The sequence below is a fragment of the Roseateles rivi genome (assembly GCF_043555845.1).
GTDB classification, from domain to species: domain Bacteria; phylum Pseudomonadota; class Gammaproteobacteria; order Burkholderiales; family Burkholderiaceae_C; genus Roseateles; species Roseateles rivi.
This window is the reverse complement of sequence record NZ_JBIGHZ010000003.1, coordinates 40,602-59,849: the sequence shown is the minus strand read 5'-3', so window position 1 is coordinate 59,849 and position 19,248 is coordinate 40,602. Positions and strand designations below refer to the sequence as shown.

Annotated in this window: 17 protein-coding genes and 3 tRNA genes; 18 read left to right on the top strand and 2 right to left on the bottom strand. The window is 64.8% G+C overall.

Annotated elements, in window-relative coordinates:
• Positions 1–29: 29 nt before the first annotated feature.
• Positions 30–2,576, top strand: a complete 2,547-nt coding sequence (locus ACG0Z6_RS07610) for a zinc-dependent metalloprotease (RefSeq protein WP_394460084.1) — start codon at positions 30–32, stop codon at positions 2,574–2,576.
• Here the strand turns inward: ACG0Z6_RS07610 and ACG0Z6_RS07605 are convergent.
• A complete protein-coding gene (locus tag ACG0Z6_RS07605; protein WP_394460082.1) occupies positions 2,484–4,049 on the bottom strand; it encodes a helicase HerA-like domain-containing protein in 1,566 nt (521 codons plus the stop codon). The genes ACG0Z6_RS07610 and ACG0Z6_RS07605 overlap by 93 nt on opposite strands.
• Positions 4,050–4,182: 133 nt before the next feature.
• Between ACG0Z6_RS07605 and ACG0Z6_RS07600 the strand changes: the two genes are divergently transcribed.
• The 15 genes from ACG0Z6_RS07600 (at position 4,183) to ACG0Z6_RS07530 (ending at position 15,191) form a co-directional block, all read left to right on the top strand.
• Entirely contained in the window at positions 4,183–4,908 is a 726-nt protein-coding gene (locus ACG0Z6_RS07600) for a YebC/PmpR family DNA-binding transcriptional regulator (RefSeq protein ID WP_394460081.1), read from the top strand.
• 42 nt (positions 4,909–4,950) lie between these two features.
• Positions 4,951–6,234: a phosphoribosylamine--glycine ligase gene (gene purD, locus ACG0Z6_RS07595; RefSeq protein WP_394460080.1), complete on the top strand. Its 1,284-nt coding sequence runs from the start codon at positions 4,951–4,953 to the stop codon at positions 6,232–6,234.
• A gap of 37 nt (positions 6,235–6,271) precedes the next feature.
• Positions 6,272–7,219 carry an oxygen-dependent coproporphyrinogen oxidase gene (hemF, locus tag ACG0Z6_RS07590; protein WP_394460079.1) on the top strand — a complete coding sequence of 316 codons (948 nt, stop codon included), beginning with the start codon at positions 6,272–6,274 and terminating at the stop codon, positions 7,217–7,219.
• Complete coding sequence (nadD, locus tag ACG0Z6_RS07585; RefSeq protein WP_394460078.1) at positions 7,216–7,827, top strand: nicotinate (nicotinamide) nucleotide adenylyltransferase; 612 nt, start codon at positions 7,216–7,218, stop codon at positions 7,825–7,827. The genes hemF and nadD overlap by 4 nt, the downstream gene beginning before the upstream one ends.
• On the top strand, positions 7,828–8,637 hold the full coding sequence (gene rsfS, locus ACG0Z6_RS07580) for a ribosome silencing factor (RefSeq protein WP_394460077.1): 810 nt from the start codon (positions 7,828–7,830) through the stop codon (positions 8,635–8,637).
• 11 nt (positions 8,638–8,648) lie between these two features.
• Complete coding sequence (rlmH, locus tag ACG0Z6_RS07575) at positions 8,649–9,119, top strand: 23S rRNA (pseudouridine(1915)-N(3))-methyltransferase RlmH (protein WP_394460075.1); 471 nt, start codon at positions 8,649–8,651, stop codon at positions 9,117–9,119.
• Positions 9,120–9,129: 10 nt separating this feature from the next.
• Entirely contained in the window at positions 9,130–9,735 is a 606-nt protein-coding gene (locus ACG0Z6_RS07570) for a Maf family protein (protein ID WP_394460073.1), read from the top strand.
• 10 nt (positions 9,736–9,745) lie between these two features.
• A complete protein-coding gene (rng, locus tag ACG0Z6_RS07565; RefSeq protein WP_394460071.1) occupies positions 9,746–11,233 on the top strand; it encodes a ribonuclease G in 1,488 nt (495 codons plus the stop codon).
• Between the two features lie 14 nt (positions 11,234–11,247).
• On the top strand, positions 11,248–12,534 hold the full coding sequence (tolB, locus tag ACG0Z6_RS07560; RefSeq protein WP_394460070.1) for a Tol-Pal system beta propeller repeat protein TolB: 1,287 nt from the start codon (positions 11,248–11,250) through the stop codon (positions 12,532–12,534).
• A 135-nt stretch (positions 12,535–12,669) separates the two neighbouring features.
• Positions 12,670–13,197, top strand: a complete 528-nt coding sequence (gene pal, locus ACG0Z6_RS07555) for a peptidoglycan-associated lipoprotein Pal (RefSeq protein ID WP_394460068.1) — start codon at positions 12,670–12,672, stop codon at positions 13,195–13,197.
• Between the two features lies 1 nt (position 13,198).
• The gene (ybgF, locus tag ACG0Z6_RS07550; protein WP_394460067.1) at positions 13,199–13,981 is read left to right on the top strand and encodes a tol-pal system protein YbgF; all 783 of its coding nucleotides are present in this window, start codon (positions 13,199–13,201) and stop codon (positions 13,979–13,981) included.
• A gap of 53 nt (positions 13,982–14,034) precedes the next feature.
• Positions 14,035–14,799, top strand: coding sequence for a tRNA threonylcarbamoyladenosine dehydratase (locus tag ACG0Z6_RS07545; protein ID WP_394460065.1), 765 nt, complete (start codon positions 14,035–14,037; stop codon positions 14,797–14,799).
• Between the two features lie 118 nt (positions 14,800–14,917).
• Positions 14,918–14,993 (top strand) — tRNA-Lys (locus ACG0Z6_RS07540).
• A gap of 17 nt (positions 14,994–15,010) precedes the next feature.
• A tRNA-Lys gene (locus ACG0Z6_RS07535) sits at positions 15,011–15,086 on the top strand.
• 29 nt (positions 15,087–15,115) lie between these two features.
• Positions 15,116–15,191 (top strand) — tRNA-Lys (locus ACG0Z6_RS07530).
• A 29-nt stretch (positions 15,192–15,220) separates the two neighbouring features.
• Here the strand turns inward: ACG0Z6_RS07530 and ACG0Z6_RS07525 are convergent.
• A complete protein-coding gene (locus ACG0Z6_RS07525) occupies positions 15,221–16,300 on the bottom strand; it encodes an AraC family transcriptional regulator (RefSeq protein ID WP_394460063.1) in 1,080 nt (359 codons plus the stop codon).
• Positions 16,301–16,466: 166 nt separating this feature from the next.
• Here ACG0Z6_RS07525 and ACG0Z6_RS07520 point away from each other — a divergent pair, with 166 nt between their 5' ends.
• Positions 16,467–16,934: a (2Fe-2S)-binding protein gene (locus ACG0Z6_RS07520; RefSeq protein WP_394460061.1), complete on the top strand. Its 468-nt coding sequence runs from the start codon at positions 16,467–16,469 to the stop codon at positions 16,932–16,934.
• The gene (locus ACG0Z6_RS07515) at positions 16,931–19,171 is read left to right on the top strand and encodes a xanthine dehydrogenase family protein molybdopterin-binding subunit (RefSeq protein WP_394460059.1); all 2,241 of its coding nucleotides are present in this window, start codon (positions 16,931–16,933) and stop codon (positions 19,169–19,171) included. The genes ACG0Z6_RS07520 and ACG0Z6_RS07515 overlap by 4 nt, the downstream gene beginning before the upstream one ends.
• The last annotated feature ends 77 nt before the right edge of the window (positions 19,172–19,248 follow it).

The following is a 19,248-nucleotide window of genomic DNA, read 5'->3' as shown; positions in this document are numbered from 1 at the left end:
GCCCATCTCGCTTTGTGTGGAGACGTTTCATGATTTTGAAGTCATTGGGCCGCTGGGTGGGGCTCGTCGCTTGTGCTGTGGGGTTGAGTTCCCAGCTTTGGGCCGCCGCAGCACAGCCGCCGGGCGCAGTGGCCGCACCTGCTGCACCACCACCCGCGACAACATCACCTGCGGGGCAGCCGCTTTATGCACAGCTGGTGGCTGCCCCCATGGTGCGCTCCTGCGGTTTGCTGTGCTTGTACCAGGGTGATGGCAAGCTCTATATGGAGATTCCCCCGGCGCTGCTGGGGGAGCCCCTGCTGATGGCTGCTCATGCGGTGGGTGTGCCCGCCAGTGCTGATCACGTGGGGCGTCAAATCGAGGGTGTGGCCGTGCGCTTTGTGCGTGTGGGTCGCCGCGTGCTGCTGCAACGCCTCAACAGCAGCTATCACATCGCCGGCGATCATGCGCTGCGCGCCAATACCCTGGCCGCGGAACGCGACGTGGTTCTGGCCTCTTTCGATGTGCTGGCTCAGAGCCCTCAAGGCGCGCCACTGTTTGAGGCCACGCGTTTGTTCACTACCGAGGTGGGCGACTTCAGTGCCCGTGGCTTGCTCAGGGCGAGCAGCCTGGATGCTTCTCGCAGCTATGTGGGCCCGGTCAAAGTGTTTGCAGGCAGTGTGCGTGTGGCTTCGACCCAGACCTATGTTCTGGCGCCTGCATCGGATGTGCCGGGATTGCCACCCCCGCCTCCGGGCTCGCAGCCCGCGCGCAGCGCAACCGTGGACATGGCCTACAACTTTGTGCGTCTGCCCAGCCAGCCCATGCAGCCGCGCCTGTTTGATGATCGTGTGGGCTATTTCTACGAAAAGCGTGCTGGGATTGACAGCTCAGCGCTTGGGGGCAATGAGACCGTGGCCTACATCTCGCGGTGGCGGCTCGAAAAGCGCGATCCAGCTGCCGCAGTGAGTGAGCCCATCAAGCCCATTGTTTGGTACATCGATCCAGCCACGCCCAGCCGTTTTGTGCCCTACGTGAAACAGGGCATTGAGGCTTGGAATCAGGCCTTCGAACAGGCGGGCTTTCGCAATGCGGTGCAGGCGCGCCCCTATCCCAGTGCTGAGCAAGACCCCGAGTTTGACCCTGAGGATGTGCGCTACAGCGTGATTCGCTGGGTGCCTTCACCAACGCCCAATGCCTACGGACCGCATTTGGCTGACCCACGCAGCGGGGAAATTCTCAACGCCAACATCGTCGTTTATCACAACCTCATCAAGCTCCTGCGCGAGGCCTACATCGCCCAGGTGGGTGGCGTGGATGCGCGCGCGCGCCACCTGCCGCTGCCTGATGCGTTGATGGGCGAGTTGGTGGCCTATGTGGTCACCCATGAGGTCGGCCACTCGCTGGGCCTGCAACACAATATGAAGGCCAGCTCCACCTACCCGGTGGAGCGTCTGCGCGACCCGCAGTGGCTGCGCGAAATGGGGCATACCCCCTCGGTGATGGACTACTCGCGCTTCAACTACCTGGTGCAGCCGGAAGACCACATCGACCCCGCGCTGTTGGTGCCGCGCATCGGGCCCTATGACCGCTTTGCCATTCACTGGGGCTATGCGCCGGTGGAAGGTGCCGACTCAGCAGATGCGGAACTGCCAACGCTGCGGCGCTGGGTGCAAGTGCAAAACGACACGCCCTGGCTGCGCTTCACGCCGCCGCAAGCGCGTTTTGACTATGGTGTGGTCAACGAGGCTGTGGGCGACGCTGACGCCGTGACTGCCAGCGGCCTGGGCATCCGCAATGTTCGGCGCTTGGTTCAAGCCCTGCCGGGCATGATCGCAGATGACACACTGCCGCAGGACACCCTCAGAGATTTGGCCTTGGCCGGGCAGCGGCATTGGGCGCAAATGCTGCAGCACGTGGTGGCCCTGGTGGGGGGCTGGGACTACCGGTTCCTCAGTCCCGCGCAGGCCGGGAGCACATACCGCGCCGCCTCTGCCGCGCAGCAGCGCCGAGCCCTGGCTTTCTTGGGCGAACAGCTGTTTGAGCGTGCCCCGGATTGGTGGCTGCAAGCACCCTTGACGCAGCGCCTTGCCCCTGGCGCCGTGCTGCAGTGGCTTGAAGCGACACAGGGCATGACGCTGGAGCGCTTGTTGGAGCCTGAGCGCCTGACTCAGCTGCAGCTGCAGCAAGCACAGGGCTCAGACTTTGGAGTGGCCGCTTTGCTCAAGGGTTTGCGCCAGAGCGTGTTGGCCCCTGCGGCGGCGCCGACCTTGAGCCCTGCACAGCAATTGTTGCGCGAGCGCCTGCAGCGCCGCTACGTACAGCTGCTGTGCCGACGCGCCAGCGCCGCACTGACCAAGCCCGAGGCGGCTTCGGCGCAGCTGCGCGCAGAGCTGGTGGCGCTGCAGCCGGAGTTGGCGCACTGGGCGCGCAGCAGCCCTGCTGCGCAGCGCGCCCACTGGGCATTGCTGCGCGAGCTCGTGCAGCAAACGCTCGTGCCCGCCTCAGCGCCGCCGTCTGCCACCACCCAGCAGGGAGCCCAAAACGCCGCGCGCGATCTCGCGCCCGACGCTGGAGCCGATGGAGCGCAACGCTGACTTGGCCACAGCCTCGGCCAGGCCTTCGCGGTGGGCACCGCGTGGGCCGGTGGAGCCCAGCAACAAGTCCTTGAGCCCACCTATCAAACCCGCGTTGCTGTCCTGCTCCTGAGTCGGGGTGCCCGGTGCTGTGCCAGGCAGGGGGCGGGCGCTGCTCGGTGCGCTGGGGCTGCCGCCTGCAGCGCTGGCCTGGTCCGCAGTGCCGCGGCCCGTCAAGGACTCGTAGGCGGAGTGGCGATCCACCGCTTTTTCATACACCCCGGCCACCAAGGATTCGTTCATCAAGGTCTGCCGCTGCGGCGCCGTGATGGGGCCAATCTGGCTGCCCGGGGGCAGGATGTACACGCGCTCGGTCACGCTGGGGCGGCCTTTGGCGTCCAGCAGGCTCACCAGTGCTTCACCCACGCCCAGCTCGCTGATGGCGCTGGCAATGTCCAGCCCTGGCTTGGCGCGCATGGTTTCGGCGGCGCTCTTGACGGCTTTTTGGTCGCGCGGCGTGAAGGCGCGCAGTGCGTGCTGCACGCGGTTGCCCAGCTGGCCCAGCACCGTGTCGGGAATGTCCAGCGGGTTTTGCGTCACGAAGTACACGCCCACGCCTTTGGAGCGCACCAGGCGCACCACCAGCTCAATGCGCTCCACCAGCACCGCCGGTGCGTCTTTGAACAGCAGGTGCGCCTCGTCGAAGAAGAACACCAGCTTGGGTTTGTCCAGATCGCCCACCTCGGGCAGAGTTTCGAACAGCTCTGAGAGCATCCACAGCAAGAAGCTGGCGTAGAGCCGCGGTGCCGTCATGAGCTGGTCAGCCGCCAGGATGTTCACCACCCCGCGCCCGCCCACGCACTGCATGAAATCTTGGATGTTGAGCATGGGCTCGCCAAAGAAGCGGTCGCCACCCTGGGCCTGGATTTGCAGCAAGCCGCGCTGGATGGCGCCAATGCTGGCGGCCGAGACGTTGCCGTACTCGGTGGTGAATTGGCTGGCGTTGTCGCCCACATGCTGCAGCATGGCGCGCAGGTCTTTGAGGTCCAGCAGCAGCAGCCCGTGGTCGTCGGCAATCTTGAACACCAGCTGCAGCACGCCCGCCTGCGTGTCGTTGAGGTCCAGCATGCGCGCAATCAAGAGCGGGCCCATGTCCGACACCGTGGTGCGCACCGGGTGACCCTGCTGGCCAAACACATCCCACAGCGTGGTGGGGCAAGCCAGGGGCTCAGGCGGTTCAAGCCCCCGTTCGGCCAGTGTGGCCAGCAGCTTGGGTGAGGGCTTGCCCGGCTGCGAGATGCCGCTCAAATCCCCTTTGATGTCGGCCATGAAGACCGGCACGCCCAGTGCGGAGAGCGATTCGGCCAGCTTTTGCAGGCTGATGGTTTTGCCCGTGCCAGTGGCCCCGGTGATGAGCCCGTGGCGGTTGGCCAGCTCGGGCAAGAGTTCGCAGACGGTCTGGCCGTGACGGGCAAGGGCAATGGGTTCAGCCATGCGTCAGTCTCCGTATAGGGAAAAGTTAGAATCAAAGTCTAACCAAGCCACTCGCCCACGCCAGGCACGGGTTCGCCCCCGCGTTTGAACGCCTGCGCGTGCGTGGCGGAGCTTGCACAAGGAGAACAAAACAATGGCAGGTCATTCCAAATGGGCCAATATCCAGCATCGCAAAGGTCGGCAAGACGACAAGCGCGGCAAGATTTGGACCAGGCTGACGCGTGAAATCATCGTCGCCGCGCGCCAAGGTGGCGGTGACGTGGCCATGAACCCGCGCCTGCGCCTGGCCATTGAAAAGGCCAAGGCGGCCAATATGCCGGCCGACAACATCAAGCGCAACGTCGACAAAGCCACCGGCAACTTGGACGGCGTGAGCTACGAGGAAGTGCGCTACGAGGGCTATGGCATCGGCGGTGCGGCTGTCATCGTGGACTGCATGACCGACAACCGCGTGCGCACCGTGGCCGAAGTGCGCCACGCCTTCAGCAAATACGGCGGCAATCTGGGCACCGAGGGCTCGGTGGCCTTCCAGTTCCAGCATTGCGGCCAGCTGGTGTTTGCGCCGGGTACTTCTGAAGACAAAGTCATGGAAGTGGCCTTGGAAGCCGGTGCGCAGGACGTGGTCAGCGATGAAGATGGCGCCATCGAGGTGCTCACCGAGCCGGGCGACTTCGAAGCCGTGCGTGCCGCCTTGGAGGCCGCTGGCCTCAAGCCCGACTTGGCCGAGGTGACCATGCGCGCACAAAACAATATCGAACTCAGCGGCGACGACGCCGTGCGCATGCAAAAGCTGCTGGACGTGATTGAAGACCTGGACGACGTCCAGGAGGTCTATCACAACGCCCAGATCAACGGCTGAGCCGCTGCACACAAACCCAACTGGTAAAGACTAGGCAAAAGCATGAAGGTTTTGGTGATTGGCAATGGCGGGCGAGAGCACGCCCTGGCGTGGCGTCTGGCTCAGGGCGAGCGCGTCAGCCAAGTGTTCGTGGCGCCGGGCAATGGGGGCACCGCGCGCGATGCCAAGCTTCGCAACGTGCCTATTTCTGACGTGAAGGCCCTGGCCGATTTCGCGCAGGAGCAAAAAATTGCGCTCACCGTGGTGGGCCCGGAAGCCTTTTTGGCCGCCGGTGTGGTGGACGAGTTCCGCAGCCGTGGCCTGCGCATCTTCGGTGCCACCAAAGCCGCCGCGCAGCTCGAATCCTCCAAGGCCTTTGCCAAGGAGTTCATGAAGCGCCACGGCATTCCCACGGCCGCCTATCAAACCTTCTCTGACCCCGCGCTGGCCCACGCCTATGTGGACGAGCAGGGCGCGCCCATCGTCATCAAGGCCGACGGCCTGGCCGCAGGCAAGGGCGTGGTGGTGGCGCAGACGCTGCAAGAAGCGCATGAGGCCATCGACTGGATTTTGTGCGACAACAAGCTCGGCGTGGTGCACAACGAGGGCGGCGCGCGCGTCGTCATCGAGCAGTTCCTGCAGGGCGAAGAGGCCAGCTTCATCGTGCTGTGCGACGGCAAAAACGTCGTTTCCCTGGCCACCAGCCAGGACCACAAGCGCCTGCTGGACAAAGACCAAGGCCCCAACACCGGTGGCATGGGCGCTTACTCGCCCGCTCCCGTGGTCACGCCCAATGTGCATGCCAAGGTCATGCACGAAATCATTCACCCCACCATCCAGGGCATGGCCCGCGACGGCACGCCCTTCACGGGCTTTCTCTATGCCGGGCTGATGATTGACGAGCAAGGGCAGCCGCGCACGGTGGAGTTCAACACGCGCATGGGCGACCCTGAAACCCAGCCCATCATGATGCGGCTCAAGAGCGACCTCTTCGAGGTGCTGATGCACGCCACCGATGGCACGCTGGACCAAGTCGAGCTGCAATGGGACCGCCGTGTGGCGCTGGGTGTGGTGTTGGCGGCCTCGGGCTACCCGCTGTCGCCGCGCAAGGGCGATGCCATTCAAGGCCTGCCCGCGGACTCCGACGACGTCATGGTCTTTCACGCCGGTACGGCTCAGGCCGAGGGCGGCGCACTGCACACCAGCGGTGGCCGCGTGCTGTGCGTGACGGCGCTGGGCGAGTCGGTGCGCCAGGCCCAACAAGCGGCTTACCAAGTGGCGGGCAGCATCCAGTTCGACGGCAAGCAGTACCGGCAGGACATTGGTCACCGCGCCATCAAGCGCTGAGCCCGCTGCACCAGTCCAGTTTTTGCACTTCAGACCCATGACCCAAGCCTACGATTCCCAGCGCGTTCGCGACTATCTGCTGGACCTGCAGCATCGCATCGTCAGCGCACTGGAGCGCCTCGACGGCCAGAGCTTTCTCACCGATGCCTGGCAGCGTGAGCCCGGCGGGCGGCTGGAGGGCGACGGCATCACGCGGCTGATTGAAAACGGCGCCGTGTTCGAGCGCGGCGGCTGCAATTTCTCGCATGTGCGCGGCCGCGTGCTGCCGCCTTCGGCCACGCAGCACCGGCCGGAGCTGGCAGGCGCGCCGTTTGAGGCCATGGGCGTGTCGCTGGTGCTGCACCCGCACAATCCCTTTGTGCCCACGGTGCACATGAATGTGCGCATGTTCGCCGCGCTGCCCGCAGGGGCAGAGCCGGTGGTCTGGTTTGGCGGCGGCATGGACCTCACGCCCTACTACGGTTTTGAGCGCGATGCCCAGCACTTTCACCGTAGCTGCCGTGCGGCGCTTCAGGCGCATGGCGAGCCGCTCTACCCGCAGTTCAAGCAGTGGTGCGACGAGTACTTTTTCCTCAAGCACCGCAACGAGCCCCGTGGCGTGGGCGGCATCTTCTTCGACGACTACGCGCAAGGCGGGTTCGAGCCCTCGTTTGCGCTCATGCGCTCCGTGGGTGATGCCTTTATGGGCGCGTACGAGCCCATCGTGCAGCGCCGCCAGGGCTTGGCCTATGGCGAGCGCGAGCGTGACTTCCAGGCCTACCGGCGCGGCCGCTATGTCGAGTTCAATCTCGTCTTCGACCGCGGCACGCTGTTTGGCCTGCAGTCGGGCGGGCGCACTGAGTCCATCTTGATGTCCATGCCCCCGCAAGTGAGCTGGCGTTACGACTGGGCCCCCGAACCCGGCACGCAGGAAGCGCGGCTTTACAGCGACTTTTTGCGCCCCCGTGACTGGGCCGACGAAACCCCCACCCATCTGTGGCTGTGAACCCTGAGCCCGTCCAACGCCAAGTCGGCTGGTTCGGCGGCAGTTTTGATCCTCCCCACCTGGCGCATCTGGCGCTGGCTCGCAGCGCGCTGGCCGCGCTGCAGTTGCAGCAGCTGCGCTGGGTGGTGGCGGGGCAGCCCTGGCAAAAAGCCGGGCGCAAGCTGGCAGCGGCAGAACACCGCGCGGCCATGGTGGCGGCACTTATCGAAGACCAGCCGGATATGCGGCTGGACGACTGCGAGCTGCGCCGCACGGGCCCCAGCTACACGCTGGAGTCGGTGCAGCAGCACTTGCAGGCCCACCCGCAAGACAGGCTGTGGCTGATTCTTGGTCAAGACCAGCTCCAGGGCCTGCCCAGCTGGTATGGCTGGCAGGAATTGCTGCGCCTGGTGGCCGTGGCCGTGGCCGTGCGTGGCAGCGAGACCATCGAGCTGCCGCCAGCCGTGCGCCAGCAGCAGCCCACCTGGGTGAGGCTGCCGTTGGCATTTATGGATTTGTCCTCCACCGCAGTGCGCCAGGCGGCAACTGCGGGCGAGGACCTCGCGCCCATCGTGGGCGCTCAGGTTGCGGGGTATATTGCCCGCCACCGTCTTTACCGTGAGTATTGAATGGACATTCGCAAACTGCAACGCGCCATCGTCGATGGACTCGAAGACGTGAAGGCACAGGACATCCTGGTCTTCAACACCGAGCACCTCTCGGCGCTGTTTGAGCGCGTCATCATCGCCTCGGGCACCAGCAACCGGCAGACCAAGGCGCTGGCCTCCAGCGTGCGCGAAACCGTCAAAGGCCGCGGCATGCAAGTGATGCGCACCGAGGGCGAGGACAACGGTGAGTGGATCATCGTGGACTGCGGCGCAGCCGTCGTGCACGTGATGCAACCCGCCATCCGCCAGTACTACCACCTCGAAGAGATCTGGGGTGGCAAGCCTGTGAAGCTCAAGAGCGCGGCCAAAGAAGGCGGCTTGGTGAAGGCGTCTGAGCCCGAAGACGAGGAAGAAGACGCTGCACCGGGTCGCAAGCGCGCTGCCGTGGCGCCCAAAAAAGCCAAGGCGCAAAAGCCTGCTGCGGCGCCCGCACCTGCGGCCAAGAAGGCCGCTACACGCACCAGCGGTGGCAAGACCGCCGCTGCCAAGCCTGCGGCTAAAACGGCCAGCAAGGCAGCAGCCAAGCCCGCAGTCAAGGTGGCCAGCAAGACTGCCAGCAAGAGTGCGGCCGCCAAGCCCGCCGTGAAGCGCACAACAGGCACGCGCAGCACCAAGGCCGAAGCCGTGCAGACCATTAAGGTTGGCAGCAAAAAGCCTGTCGCCAAGAAGGGCGCTGCGACCAAGCCAGCCGCTCGTCCTGCCGCCAAGCGCAGCGCTCCAGCAGCCAAGCCCGCTGCAAAAACGGCAGCACGCGCCACGCGCAAGGCCTGATTGCGGCGGCCGTGAAGTTGCTGCTTTGTGCCGTCGGGCAGCGCATGCCGGGCTGGGCCGACGAGGCCTACGAAGAGTTCGCCAAGCGCTTCCCGCCGGACATGCGCTTGGAGCTCAAAGCCGTGAAGGCCGAGCCCCGCACCACGGGCAAAACCACCGAGCAAATGATGGCGGCAGAGGCGCAGCGCCTCGAGGCCGTCTGCGCGCGCGGCGCACGGCGTGTGGTGCTGGACGAGCATGGCGAGCGCCAGACCACCGTGCAGCTGGCGCAGCGCCTGCAGCGCTGGCGCGAAGACGGGCGCGACGTGGCCATCTTCATCGGTGGGCCTGATGGCCTGCACCCGCAACTCAAAGCCAGCGCTGAAGAGCGCTTGCGCCTGTCGGACCTGACGCTGCCTCACGCCTTTGTGCGCGTGCTGTTGGCCGAGGGGCTATACCGCGCCTGGTCCGTCATGGAGGGCCACCCCTATCACCGCGAGTAATCAACGCCTCATGCACGACTTCATCTACCTCGCTTCACAAAGCCCGCGTCGCCGCCAGCTGCTGGATCAGCTGGGGGTGCGCTACGTGGTGCTGGCTCCCGATGAGAGCGAGGACGCCGAAGCCCTGGAGCAGGTGCTGCCCCAGGAATTGCCTGAGGCCTATGTGCAGCGCGTGACGCTGGCCAAGCTGAAAGCCGCACAGCAGCGTTTGGCCCAGCGCGGTTTGCCTGCTGCGCCGCTGCTGTGCGCAGACACCACCGTGGCGCTGGACGACGACATCCTGGGCAAGCCCCAGGACGCTGCGCACGCCACCGCAACGCTGCAGCGCCTGAGCGGGCGCCGCCACCAGGTGCTGACGGCACTGGCCTTGGCCACACCGCAAGGGGCCATCTACCAAGCGCTGAGCCGCTCCAGCGTGCAGTTCGCGCCGCTGCCCCCGGCACGGCTGGCGGCCTATGTGGCCAGCGGCGAGCCCATGGGCAAGGCCGGTGCCTACGCCATCCAAAGCCGCATCGCGGGCTGGATTTCCCATATCGAGGGCAGTTATTCCGGCATCATGGGCCTGCCGCTGTTCGAGACCACACAGCTGCTTGAGCAATCTGGCGTTCGCACCTAAAGGCACATCCATGGAAGACATTCTGATCAACTGGTCGCCGCAGGAAACCCGCGTGGCCGTGGTGGAAAACGGTGCTGTCCAAGAGCTGCATATCGAGCGCGCGCTGGAGCGCGGTTTGGTGGGCAACGTCTACCTGGGGCGTGTGGCCCGGGTGTTGCCGGGCATGCAGTCGGCCTTCATCGACATTGGGCTGGAACGTGCAGCCTTTTTGCACGTGGCCGACCTGCACCTCACCGGGCAGGCTTCGCGCCACCACGGCGCTGAAAACCAGCCCCCCACGCCCATCGAGCGCTTGGTGTTCGAGGGCCAGACCCTCACTGTGCAGGTCATCAAAGACCCCATAGGCAGCAAAGGGGCGCGGCTCTCCACCCAGATCTCCCTGGCCGGTCGCCAGCTGGTGCACCTGCCGCAGGACAACCACATCGGCATTTCGCAAAAAATCGGCTCTCACGAAACCCGTGAGGCGCTGCGCGCGCGCATGCAAACCCTGGTGACCGAGGGCGTGCCCAGCGGGCAAAGCACGGGCGGCTACATCTTGCGCACCAATGCCGAGGAAGCCAGCGATGAAGAGCTGGCGGCCGACATCGCCTATTTGCGCAAGACCTGGCTGAACATTCGCCAGCTCGCGCTGACCCAGCCGCCGCCGAGCTTGCTCTACCAAGACTTGAGCCTGGTGGAGCGCGTGCTGCGCGATCTGGCCACGGACCGCACGGCCTCTATCCGCATCGATTCCCAGCTGCAGTACGAAGTGCTGCGCCGCTTTGGCGAAACCTATATGCCCGGGGCCACCGCCAAGCTGGAGCTCTATCGCGGCGAGCGGCCCATTTTTGACCTCAACAACATCGACGCCGACATTGCCCGCGCGCTGGCCCGGCGCGTGGATTTGAAGTCCGGCGGCTATTTGATCTTCGATCAGACCGAAGCCATGACCACCGTGGACGTCAACACGGGCGGCTTTGTCGGCGCGCGCAACTTTGACGACACCATTTTCAAAACCAATCTGGAGGCTGCGGGGGCGATTGCGCGGCAGCTGCGCCTGCGCAACCTCGGCGGCATCGTCATCGTCGACTTCATCGACATGGTGCGTGAAGAGCACCGCCAGGCCGTGCTGGCTGAATTCAAAAAGCAGCTCGCACGCGACCGCACCAAGGTCACGCTGGGCGGCTTCACGCAGCTGGGTTTGCTGGAGCTGACACGCAAGCGCACGCGCGAGTCGCTCTCTCGCATGCTCTGCGAGCCTTGTCCGACCTGCGAGGGGCGAGGGCAAGTGAAGACCGCGCGCAGCGTTTGCTATGAGATCCTGCGAGAAATTCTGCGAGAGTCGCGCCAGTTCAACCCCAAAGAATTCCGTGTGGTGGCCGCTGCCAATGTGGTGGAGATGTTGCTCGACGAAGAAAGCCAGCACCTGGCAGGGCTGTCAGACTTCATCGGGCGTCCCATCTCGCTCACGGCAGAGCCCACCAACCAGACCGAGCATTACGACATCGTGTTGATGTGAGCCGCCTCTGCATCATGAAGATCCATCCTGTTTCCCTCAGCCAGCGCCGCGCCTTTTTGGGCGCAGGGCTTGCGGGCTTGGCGCTGCCCAGCCTGGCGCAGTTCCGCATTGAAATTGCCGGTGTGGGCGCCAGCCAGCTGCCCGTGGCGATTGCCGACTTCCGCGATGAGGCCCTCAGCGGTCAGCCCCTGGCGGCCATCGTGCGCGCCGATTTGGAGCGCAGCGGCTTGTTCCGCCTCATGCCCGGTGCAGCCGGTTTGCATGAACTCAGCAGCCCCAACTTCGCAGACTGGCGCGCACGCACGGTGGACGCGCTGGCGGCGGGTTCGGTGACGCGCCTGGCCGACGGGCGCTTTGATGTGCGCTTTCGGCTGTGGGATGTGGTCAAGGGTCAGGACCTCGGTGGCGAAGCCCATGCCGTGCCCGCGGACGATGTGCGCCTGGCCGCGCACCGCATTGCCGACACCATCTATCAAAAACTCACCGGCGAGCGCGGCGTGTTTGCCACGCGCCTGGCCTATGTGACGCGCACCGGCGGCCGCTATGCACTGCGCATTGCCGACGCCGATGGCGAGGGCGGGCAGGTGGCGCTGGCCAGCCCCGAGCCCATCATCTCGCCCTGCTGGTCGCCTGATGGGCGCGAGCTGGCCTATGTGTCCTTTGAGTCGCGCAAGGCTGTCATCTGGGCGCAAAGCCTCGCCAGCGGTCAGCGCCGCATGGTGGCCAATTTCCGTGGCAGCAACAGCGCACCGGCCTATTCCCCCAACGGTCAGCTGATGGCGTTTTGCTCCTCGCGCGATGGGGGCTCTCAGCTCTACGTCATCGGCGTGAACGGGCAGGGCTTGCGCCGTCTCACCCAAAGCAGCGCCATCGATACCGAGCCCGTGTTCTCGCCTGACGGCGGCACCATCTACTTTGTGAGCGACCGAGGCGGCTCGCCGCAGATCTACCGCGTGCCCACGGCTGGCGGCAATCCCGAGCGCGTGAGCTTCTCGGGCGGCTACAACATCAGCCCGGCGGTGAGCCCGGACGGGCGCACGCTGGCTTACATCACCCGCGTGGGTGGGCACTTCAAACTCAGCGTCATGGACCTGGGCTCGGGCAGCGTGAGCCAGATCACCGACACGCTGGACGATGAAAGCCCCAGCTTTGCGCCCAACGGCAAGCTGCTGGTCTACGCCACGCGCAGCGCCGGGCGCGATGTACTCATGACCAGCACCCTGGATGGCCGCGTCAAAGCCAAGCTCATTGGCGCCCAAGGCGATGTGCGCGAACCCGCTTGGGGGCCCTTTGGACGCTGAAACCGCATTCAGGGTTAGGAAATTTAGCGGTCGCGGTTAGGATTTCCAGTGCGTATGGCGCACCCACTTGTCGTCGACAATCGGTGTTTTTTCGGGTTGGCAATGTCGGCCCTGCTTTCTTGAAGGAGCGATTCAATGCGTATGCATAAACTGCTGTTGGCAATGTTGGCTGGTGCCGCCCTGGTCGGTTGCAGCTCCACCAAGCTGGAAGAACCCGCACCGGTGGAAAACCGCCCGGTCGCGCCGGTGACCCAGCCTCAGGCGGCTGTGACCCAACCTAGCGAGTCCAAGGTCACCACCGTGGACCTGGGCGCGCAACTCGACGCGGCTGTGGCCAGCCAGCGCGTGGTGTACTTCGACTTCGACAGCTTTGTCGTCAAGGACGAGTACCGCGGTCTGCTGGAAACCCATGCCAAGCGTCTGGGCCACAAGAAGTCGCTGGCCCTGAGCCTGGAAGGCCACGCTGACGAGCGCGGCGGCCGTGAGTACAACCTCGCGCTGGGCCAAAAGCGTGCTGAAGCGGTTGTCAAGCAGCTGACGCTGCTGGGCGTGCCTGCCACGCAAATCGAGCCCGTGAGCTTCGGCAAAGAGCGTCCGGCTGTGCAAGGCTCCAACGAAGAAGCTTGGGCCAAGAACCGTCGCGTTGAACTGAAGGACAAGTGAGATGCTGAACTGGACCGCGCGTCGCCTCCTGCCAGGAGTTTTGACGCTGACCATGCTGTTGGGCTTGGCTGCGCCGGCACGCGCGGGCCTGTTTGAAGACGATGAAGCGCGCAAAGCCATTTTGGATTTGCGCACCAAAGTCCAGGAGTCTGAGAAGGCCGCCAAGGAACGCAGTGACCAGCTGGCTGAACAGCTGGGCACGGCCCGACGCGGCCTGCTCGATCTGGCCAACCAGCTCGACGCCTTGCGCGCCGAGATCGCCAAGCTGCGCGGCAGCAACGAACAGCTGGCGCGTGATCTGGCTGACACCCAGCGCCGACTGGCGGACCAGCAACAGTCCGTTGAAGCCCGGCTGCGGCCTCTTGAGCCGCAAAAAGTCACCCTGGATGGGAAAGAATTTTTGGTCGACCCCGAAGAGCGCCGTCAGTACGACGCCGCTGTGGCCCTGATTCGCAAGGGCGAGTTCGACGACGCTGCCAACAACTTCACCGCCTTCCTCAAGCGCTGGGGCAGTGGGGGCTACGCCGCCATGGCACGCTTTTGGCAAGGCAATGCGCTTTACGGTGCGCGCGACTACAAGGCCGCGGTGAGCGCCTTCCGCAGCTTTGTCAGCGACCACGCCGAGCACCCTCGCGCGCCCGAGGCTTTGCTCTCGCTGGCCAACTGCCAAGCGGAACTCAAAGACAACAAGGCCGCGCGGCGCACGCTCGAGGAGCTCATCAAGAGCTACCCCAACTCCGAGTCGACCAAGGCTGCACGCGAGCGCCTGAAGTCCTTGCGCTGAGCGCCTTGGTGCCAACACGCCCCGCCGATGCGGGGCTTTTTTACTGATGCCCCATGAACGAAGACCTGCAGTTTGATGCCGAGCGCCGCTTTGGCGGTTTGCGCCGCCTCTACGGCAGTGTTGCTTACGAGCGCTTGCGCCAGGCTCGCGTGGCGGTGGTCGGTTTGGGCGGCGTGGGGTCTTGGGCGGTTGAGGCACTGGCCCGCATGGGGGTGGCACGTCTGGTGTTGATCGATATGGACCATGTGGCCGAGTCCAACATCAACCGCCAGATCCAGGCACTGAGCCAGACCCTGGGCATGGCTAAGGCCCAGGCCTTGCAAGAACGCGTGGCGCAGATCCACCCGCAGTGCGAAGTCATCACCCGTGAAGACTTTGTGGATCAGGACAACTGGCCGGGCTTGATCGACGGCGTGGCGCTGGATGGTGTGATCGACGCCTGCGACCAAGTGCGTGCCAAGGCGGTGCTGGCGGCCTGGGCGCGTGCCGCTCAACTGCCCCTGGTGTGCGTGGGTGCGGCAGGGGGCAAGCAGCGCCCGCAGGCGGTGGAGGTGCAGGATCTTGCCCAGGTCACGCATGACCCGCTGTTGTCCAGCCTGCGCCAGCGCCTGCGCCAGCACCACGGCGCGGCGCGCCAAGGTGCCATGGGCGTGGCCTGTGTGTTCTCACGCGAAGCCGTGCAACGCCCGGCCGAGAGCTGTGAGCTCGATGGCAGTTTGAATTGCCACGGCTATGGTTCCAGCGTGGCCGTGACTGCCAGCTTTGGCATGTGTGCGGCTGCCGAACTGGTGCGCCTGTATTTGGCCCAAAAAGCCTGAGAAATTCAGACTCAGGCCTTGCGGGACCATGAAAATTTAGTCTACAATCTGAGGCTTCGCTGCTGCAGCAAATGAGTTCTTTCAAGGGGCTCAAGGCACTGCGGCAGAAGAAAACAGTGGGTCGTTAGCTCAGTCGGTAGAGCAGCGGACTTTTAATCCGTTGGTCGCAGGTTCGAATCCTGCACGACCCACCACTCAAGACGTTTGATTTGGGCTCTTAGCTCAGTTGGTAGAGCAGCGGACTCTTAATCCGTTGGTCGTAGGTTCGAATCCTACAGGGCCCACCAAATCAACGCAGACGCCATATCGGGCAATCGGGCTCTTAGCTCAGTTGGTAGAGCAGCGGACTCTTAATCCGTTGGTCGTAGGTTCGAATCCTACAGGGCCCACCACCATCGACCCCGCAGTATTCAAGACAGCCTCAGGTTTCCCCTGGGGCTTTTTGTTTTGGCGCGAAGGCCCAGAGCTGCGCAGGGCTGCTGCTGCGTTTGCGCATGGCTTGTGGCGTTTTGCCTGTCCAGGCTTGGAAGGCGCGCACGAAAGAGTTGGGATCCTCAAAGCCCAGCAGAAACGATATCTCCGCCCCAGACAGGGCGGAGTTCTCCAGATAGTGGTGCGCCAGCTGGGTTCTGACGCCGTTGAGCGTCGCCTGGAAGCTGCTGCCTTCCTCGCGCAGCCTGCGCTGCAGGGTGCGTGTGCTCACGCCGAGCTTGCGGCAAACGGCTTCCATGGACAAGTCACCGGCGGGCAAGGCTTCCAGTAATGCACTGCGCACGCGTTCGGCGGTGCTGGATTGGCGATCGAGGTCATGCAGGCGCTTGCGCAAAGTCGGCTCGAAAAACTGCCACATGCCATGGTTGACGGTGAGGAATGGACGCTGCGCATCCTCTGGCGTGAAGGTCAGGCTGGGCTGCGGCCCTTCGCTCACGGCGCAGGCGAAGAAGGCCTCGTAGGGGGCGAGGGCAGGCTGCGGCGCTGGGCAGACCACGGCTGCTGGGGTGATGTTGGCGCGCGTGGCCATGCGCGCCAACTGTACGAAAAACACCAGATCAAATGCCACCAGCACGGCGGGTGGGCGCTGAGATTGATCCAACCACGACAGCCCCAGTCGCGTGCCCTGCGGCGAGATGTCAAGCTGCAAAGCCATGGGGGCGACGAGTCGCTTGTAGCGCGCAATGCGCGCCAGTGCCGCGTTGAGATCAGCACTGCACAGTGCCGCAAACAGCGCGGGCTCAAACCAATCGGCAGACATGGCCCGGGCGATGCGGATGGGCAGCGGCTCTGGCGCCCCTGCGGCGTCTGACTCGGCTTCAAGCGCTGTCCAGAGCTGGAAATACTGGGCAGTGCTCAAGCTGGCGCTTTCGCGCGAGAACAGATCGCTGGGCAGCTGGGCCCGGCGCAGCACATGCGCCTCCGGGAGCGCCAAATCTTTCAGCAGCAAGCGCCAACCGTGCCAAAGAGGGTAGTGGTAGCCCGATGGGGGCGGGTTGTTGTGAGGCATGCGCGCTGGTCGGAATGGATGCGGGGCTGTCCAGTTTAGGAGGCCAAAGGCGCCAATGACGCACGCAGGCGAATTGGCGCCTTTGGCTGTTGCTTGGCGCGTTTTGCCAGTGCGCTTGTGCTTTATCGCGGGCATAGTCTGCGCATCGAACTGCAAAGCTAGGCTTATGAAGCTATCTGTGAACGGCAAAACCCATGATGTGGCGCTAGAGCCAGAGATGCCGCTGTTGTGGGCATTGCGCGACGAGTTCAAGCTCACCGGCACCAAGTTTGGTTGTGGTGCGGCCCTTTGCGGCGCCTGCACCGTGCTGGTCGACGGGGTGCCGGTGCGCTCCTGCGTGACGCCAGTGGGTGCGGTGAGCGCGCCGGTCACCACCATTGAAGGGCTGGGTTCGCCTGAGGCCTTGCACACACTGCAGGCGGTCTGGATTGAGCAGCAGGTGGCGCAATGCGGCTATTGCCAGTCGGGCCAGATCATGAGCGCAGCAGCACTGCTCAAACAAACACCCAAGCCCACAGATGCGCAGATTGATGCCGCCATGTCGGGCAATCTGTGCCGCTGCGGCACCTACCCGCGCATACGCGCTGCCATCCACGAAGCTGCGGCGCGCTTGCAGCAAGGGGCGCAGTCATGAGCCGGCTCGGGACCATCGCTCGACGCAGTTTTTTGATTGGCTCTGTGGCTGTGGCTGGGGGCGTGGCCTTCGGCATCTACCGCTACCAAAAGCCTCACCCCAACCCGCTCTTGGCCAGTGGCGATGGGCAAAGCAGCGCGCTCACACCCTATGTGCGGGTGGATGCGCAGGGCGTGAGCATCATCACGCCGCGTGCCGAGATGGGGCAGGGCGTGCACACCACGCTGGCGGCCTTGGTGGCAGAGGAGTTGGATGTCGCTTGGGAGTCCGTGCGCGTCGAGCACGGTCCGCCTGCAGCGGCCTACTACAACAGCGCGGGTGTGTCCGAGGGCGTGCCGTTCTCGCCGCTGGACCACGGCATGGCGGCCGAGGCCATGCGTGGCACCATGGGCGTGATGGCCAAGTTCTTGGCCATGCAGTTCACGGGCGGCTCCTCCTCCATGCCCGACGCCTTTGACAAGATGCGCCATGCCGGTGCGGCTGCGCGCTGGGCCCTGGTGCAAGCTGCCGCAGAGCAATGGAAGCTGCCCGCGGCTGACCTCAAAACCCGCGATGGCGAGGTGATCGCCCCGGACGGGCGGCGCCTGAGCTATATCGCACTGGCGCCTGCGGCCGCAAAGATCAAGCTGCCCAGTGATCTGCCGCTCAAACCCCAGGCGCAGTGGCGCTTGCTGGGTCAATCGCTGCCTCGCAAGGATGTGGTGGCCAAGAGCACGGGCACGGCCACCTTTGCCATTGATGTGCAAGTGCCAGACATGGTTTACGCCGCGGTGCGCAAAAACCCGGCACTGGAAGCGCCCCTCAAGCGCTTTGACGCCACCGCTGCCAAGGCGATGCCCGGCGTTTTGACGGTGGTGGAGCTGCCCGGCGGCGTGGCCGCCATTGCCAACAACACCTGGCGCGCGCAGCAGGCGGTCTCGGCGGTGCAGTGTGAATGGGCCGCACCCGTGCACCCGGCCAGCACAGCGGAATTGATGGCGCACATCACGGCGGCCTTTGACGACAAGCACCAAGACAGCCGCATGCGCAACGACGGCGACGTCGACACCGCCCTGGCTGCTGGCACGCCGCTGGAAGCCGAATACCGCGTGCCCTTCTTAGCCCACGCACCCATGGAGCCGCCCACGGCAGTGGCTCGGCTGCACGAGGGGCGGCTCGAAATTTGGGCTGGCGTGCAAATACCCACGCTGGTGCGCGAGCAGATGGCCAAGCTCGCCGGGCTCGACATCGAGCGGGTGCAGTTGCACACCCTCTTGATGGGCGGCAGCTTTGGGCGGCGCCTGGAGTCTGACTTTGTCGAGCAAGCCGTGCGCTTGGCCATGGCCGTGCCGGGCAAGGCCGTCAAACTCACCTGGAGCCGCGAGGAAGACTTGACCCAAGATGCCTACCGCCCGGCGGCTGTGGCGCGCTTTCGAGGTCTGGTCAAGGACGGACGCGCCCAGGCCTTGGACGTGCGCGTGGCCAGCTTGTCGGTGCTCGCCTCGCAGGGCGCGCGCGCGGGCTTGGCCATGCCCGGGCCTGACAAGCTGCTGGCCGATGGCACCTTCGAGCAGCCCTATGGCGTTCCGCACTATCGCGCGACGGCTTATCGTGCGCCGCCTGCGGTGCCCGTCAGCTCCTGGCGTTCGGTGGGCAATTCCTTCAATGGCTTTTTCATGGAAGGGTTTATCGACGAGCTGGCGCACAGCGCCGGTGCCGACCCCTTGCAGTTCCGCCTGGCGCTGCTGACGCACGAGAGCTCAAAGCGCGTGCTGCAGGCCGCTGCTGACTTGGCCGGCTGGGGGCAACCCTTGGCCAAAGGGCGCGGGCGCGGCGTGGCCTACCACCTAGCCTTTGGTGTGCCCGTGGCCCAGGTGATCGAGGTGCAGCAAACCCCGCAGGGCATACGCGTAGAGCGGCTGTGTGTGGCCGCAGACGTTGGCACGGCGCTGGACCCGCGCAATATCGAAGCGCAGCTGCAGGGGGCGGCGATTTTTGGCCTCAGTGCCGCCATGTTTGGCGAGATCACCTTTGCCCAAGGCGCGGTCGAGCAGCGCAACTTCCATCAATACGAGTCGGTGCGCATGGCGCAGGCGCCGCGCATTGAGGTGAAGGTGCTGGCTTTGGGTGGCCCCATTCGCGGCATTGGCGAGCCCGGCACACCGCCTGCCGCACCTGCGCTGGCCAACGCCATCTTCAGTGCCACGGGCCAGCGCATTCGGGAGCTGCCGCTGAGCAAGCACATTCGCTTTGCCTGAGGCTGGGGTTGCATCCAAGTAAAACGCCCAGCCCTGTGAGGCCGGGCTGGGCGTTTGCTTGATCAGCAAGGGCAGGT

What these genes read in the sequence shown, in the direction of transcription:
- ACG0Z6_RS07610 (WP_394460084.1), top strand. Translation starts at nt 30, where the DNA reads ATGATTTTGAAGTCATTGGGCCGCTGGGTGGGGCTCGTCGCTTGTGCT.
- ACG0Z6_RS07605 (WP_394460082.1), bottom strand. Translation starts at nt 4,049, where the DNA reads ATGGCTGAACCCATTGCCCTTGCCCGTCACGGCCAGACCGTCTGCGAA.
- ACG0Z6_RS07600 (WP_394460081.1), top strand. Translation starts at nt 4,183, where the DNA reads ATGGCAGGTCATTCCAAATGGGCCAATATCCAGCATCGCAAAGGTCGG.
- purD (WP_394460080.1), top strand. Translation starts at nt 4,951, where the DNA reads ATGAAGGTTTTGGTGATTGGCAATGGCGGGCGAGAGCACGCCCTGGCG.
- hemF (WP_394460079.1), top strand. Translation starts at nt 6,272, where the DNA reads ATGACCCAAGCCTACGATTCCCAGCGCGTTCGCGACTATCTGCTGGAC.
- rsfS (WP_394460077.1), top strand. Translation starts at nt 7,828, where the DNA reads ATGGACATTCGCAAACTGCAACGCGCCATCGTCGATGGACTCGAAGAC.
- ACG0Z6_RS07570 (WP_394460073.1), top strand. Translation starts at nt 9,130, where the DNA reads ATGCACGACTTCATCTACCTCGCTTCACAAAGCCCGCGTCGCCGCCAG.
- rng (WP_394460071.1), top strand. Translation starts at nt 9,746, where the DNA reads ATGGAAGACATTCTGATCAACTGGTCGCCGCAGGAAACCCGCGTGGCC.
- tolB (WP_394460070.1), top strand. Translation starts at nt 11,248, where the DNA reads ATGAAGATCCATCCTGTTTCCCTCAGCCAGCGCCGCGCCTTTTTGGGC.
- pal (WP_394460068.1), top strand. Translation starts at nt 12,670, where the DNA reads ATGCGTATGCATAAACTGCTGTTGGCAATGTTGGCTGGTGCCGCCCTG.
- ybgF (WP_394460067.1), top strand. Translation starts at nt 13,199, where the DNA reads ATGCTGAACTGGACCGCGCGTCGCCTCCTGCCAGGAGTTTTGACGCTG.
- ACG0Z6_RS07545 (WP_394460065.1), top strand. Translation starts at nt 14,035, where the DNA reads ATGAACGAAGACCTGCAGTTTGATGCCGAGCGCCGCTTTGGCGGTTTG.
- ACG0Z6_RS07525 (WP_394460063.1), bottom strand. Translation starts at nt 16,300, where the DNA reads ATGCCTCACAACAACCCGCCCCCATCGGGCTACCACTACCCTCTTTGG.
- ACG0Z6_RS07520 (WP_394460061.1), top strand. Translation starts at nt 16,467, where the DNA reads ATGAAGCTATCTGTGAACGGCAAAACCCATGATGTGGCGCTAGAGCCA.
- ACG0Z6_RS07515 (WP_394460059.1), top strand. Translation starts at nt 16,931, where the DNA reads ATGAGCCGGCTCGGGACCATCGCTCGACGCAGTTTTTTGATTGGCTCT.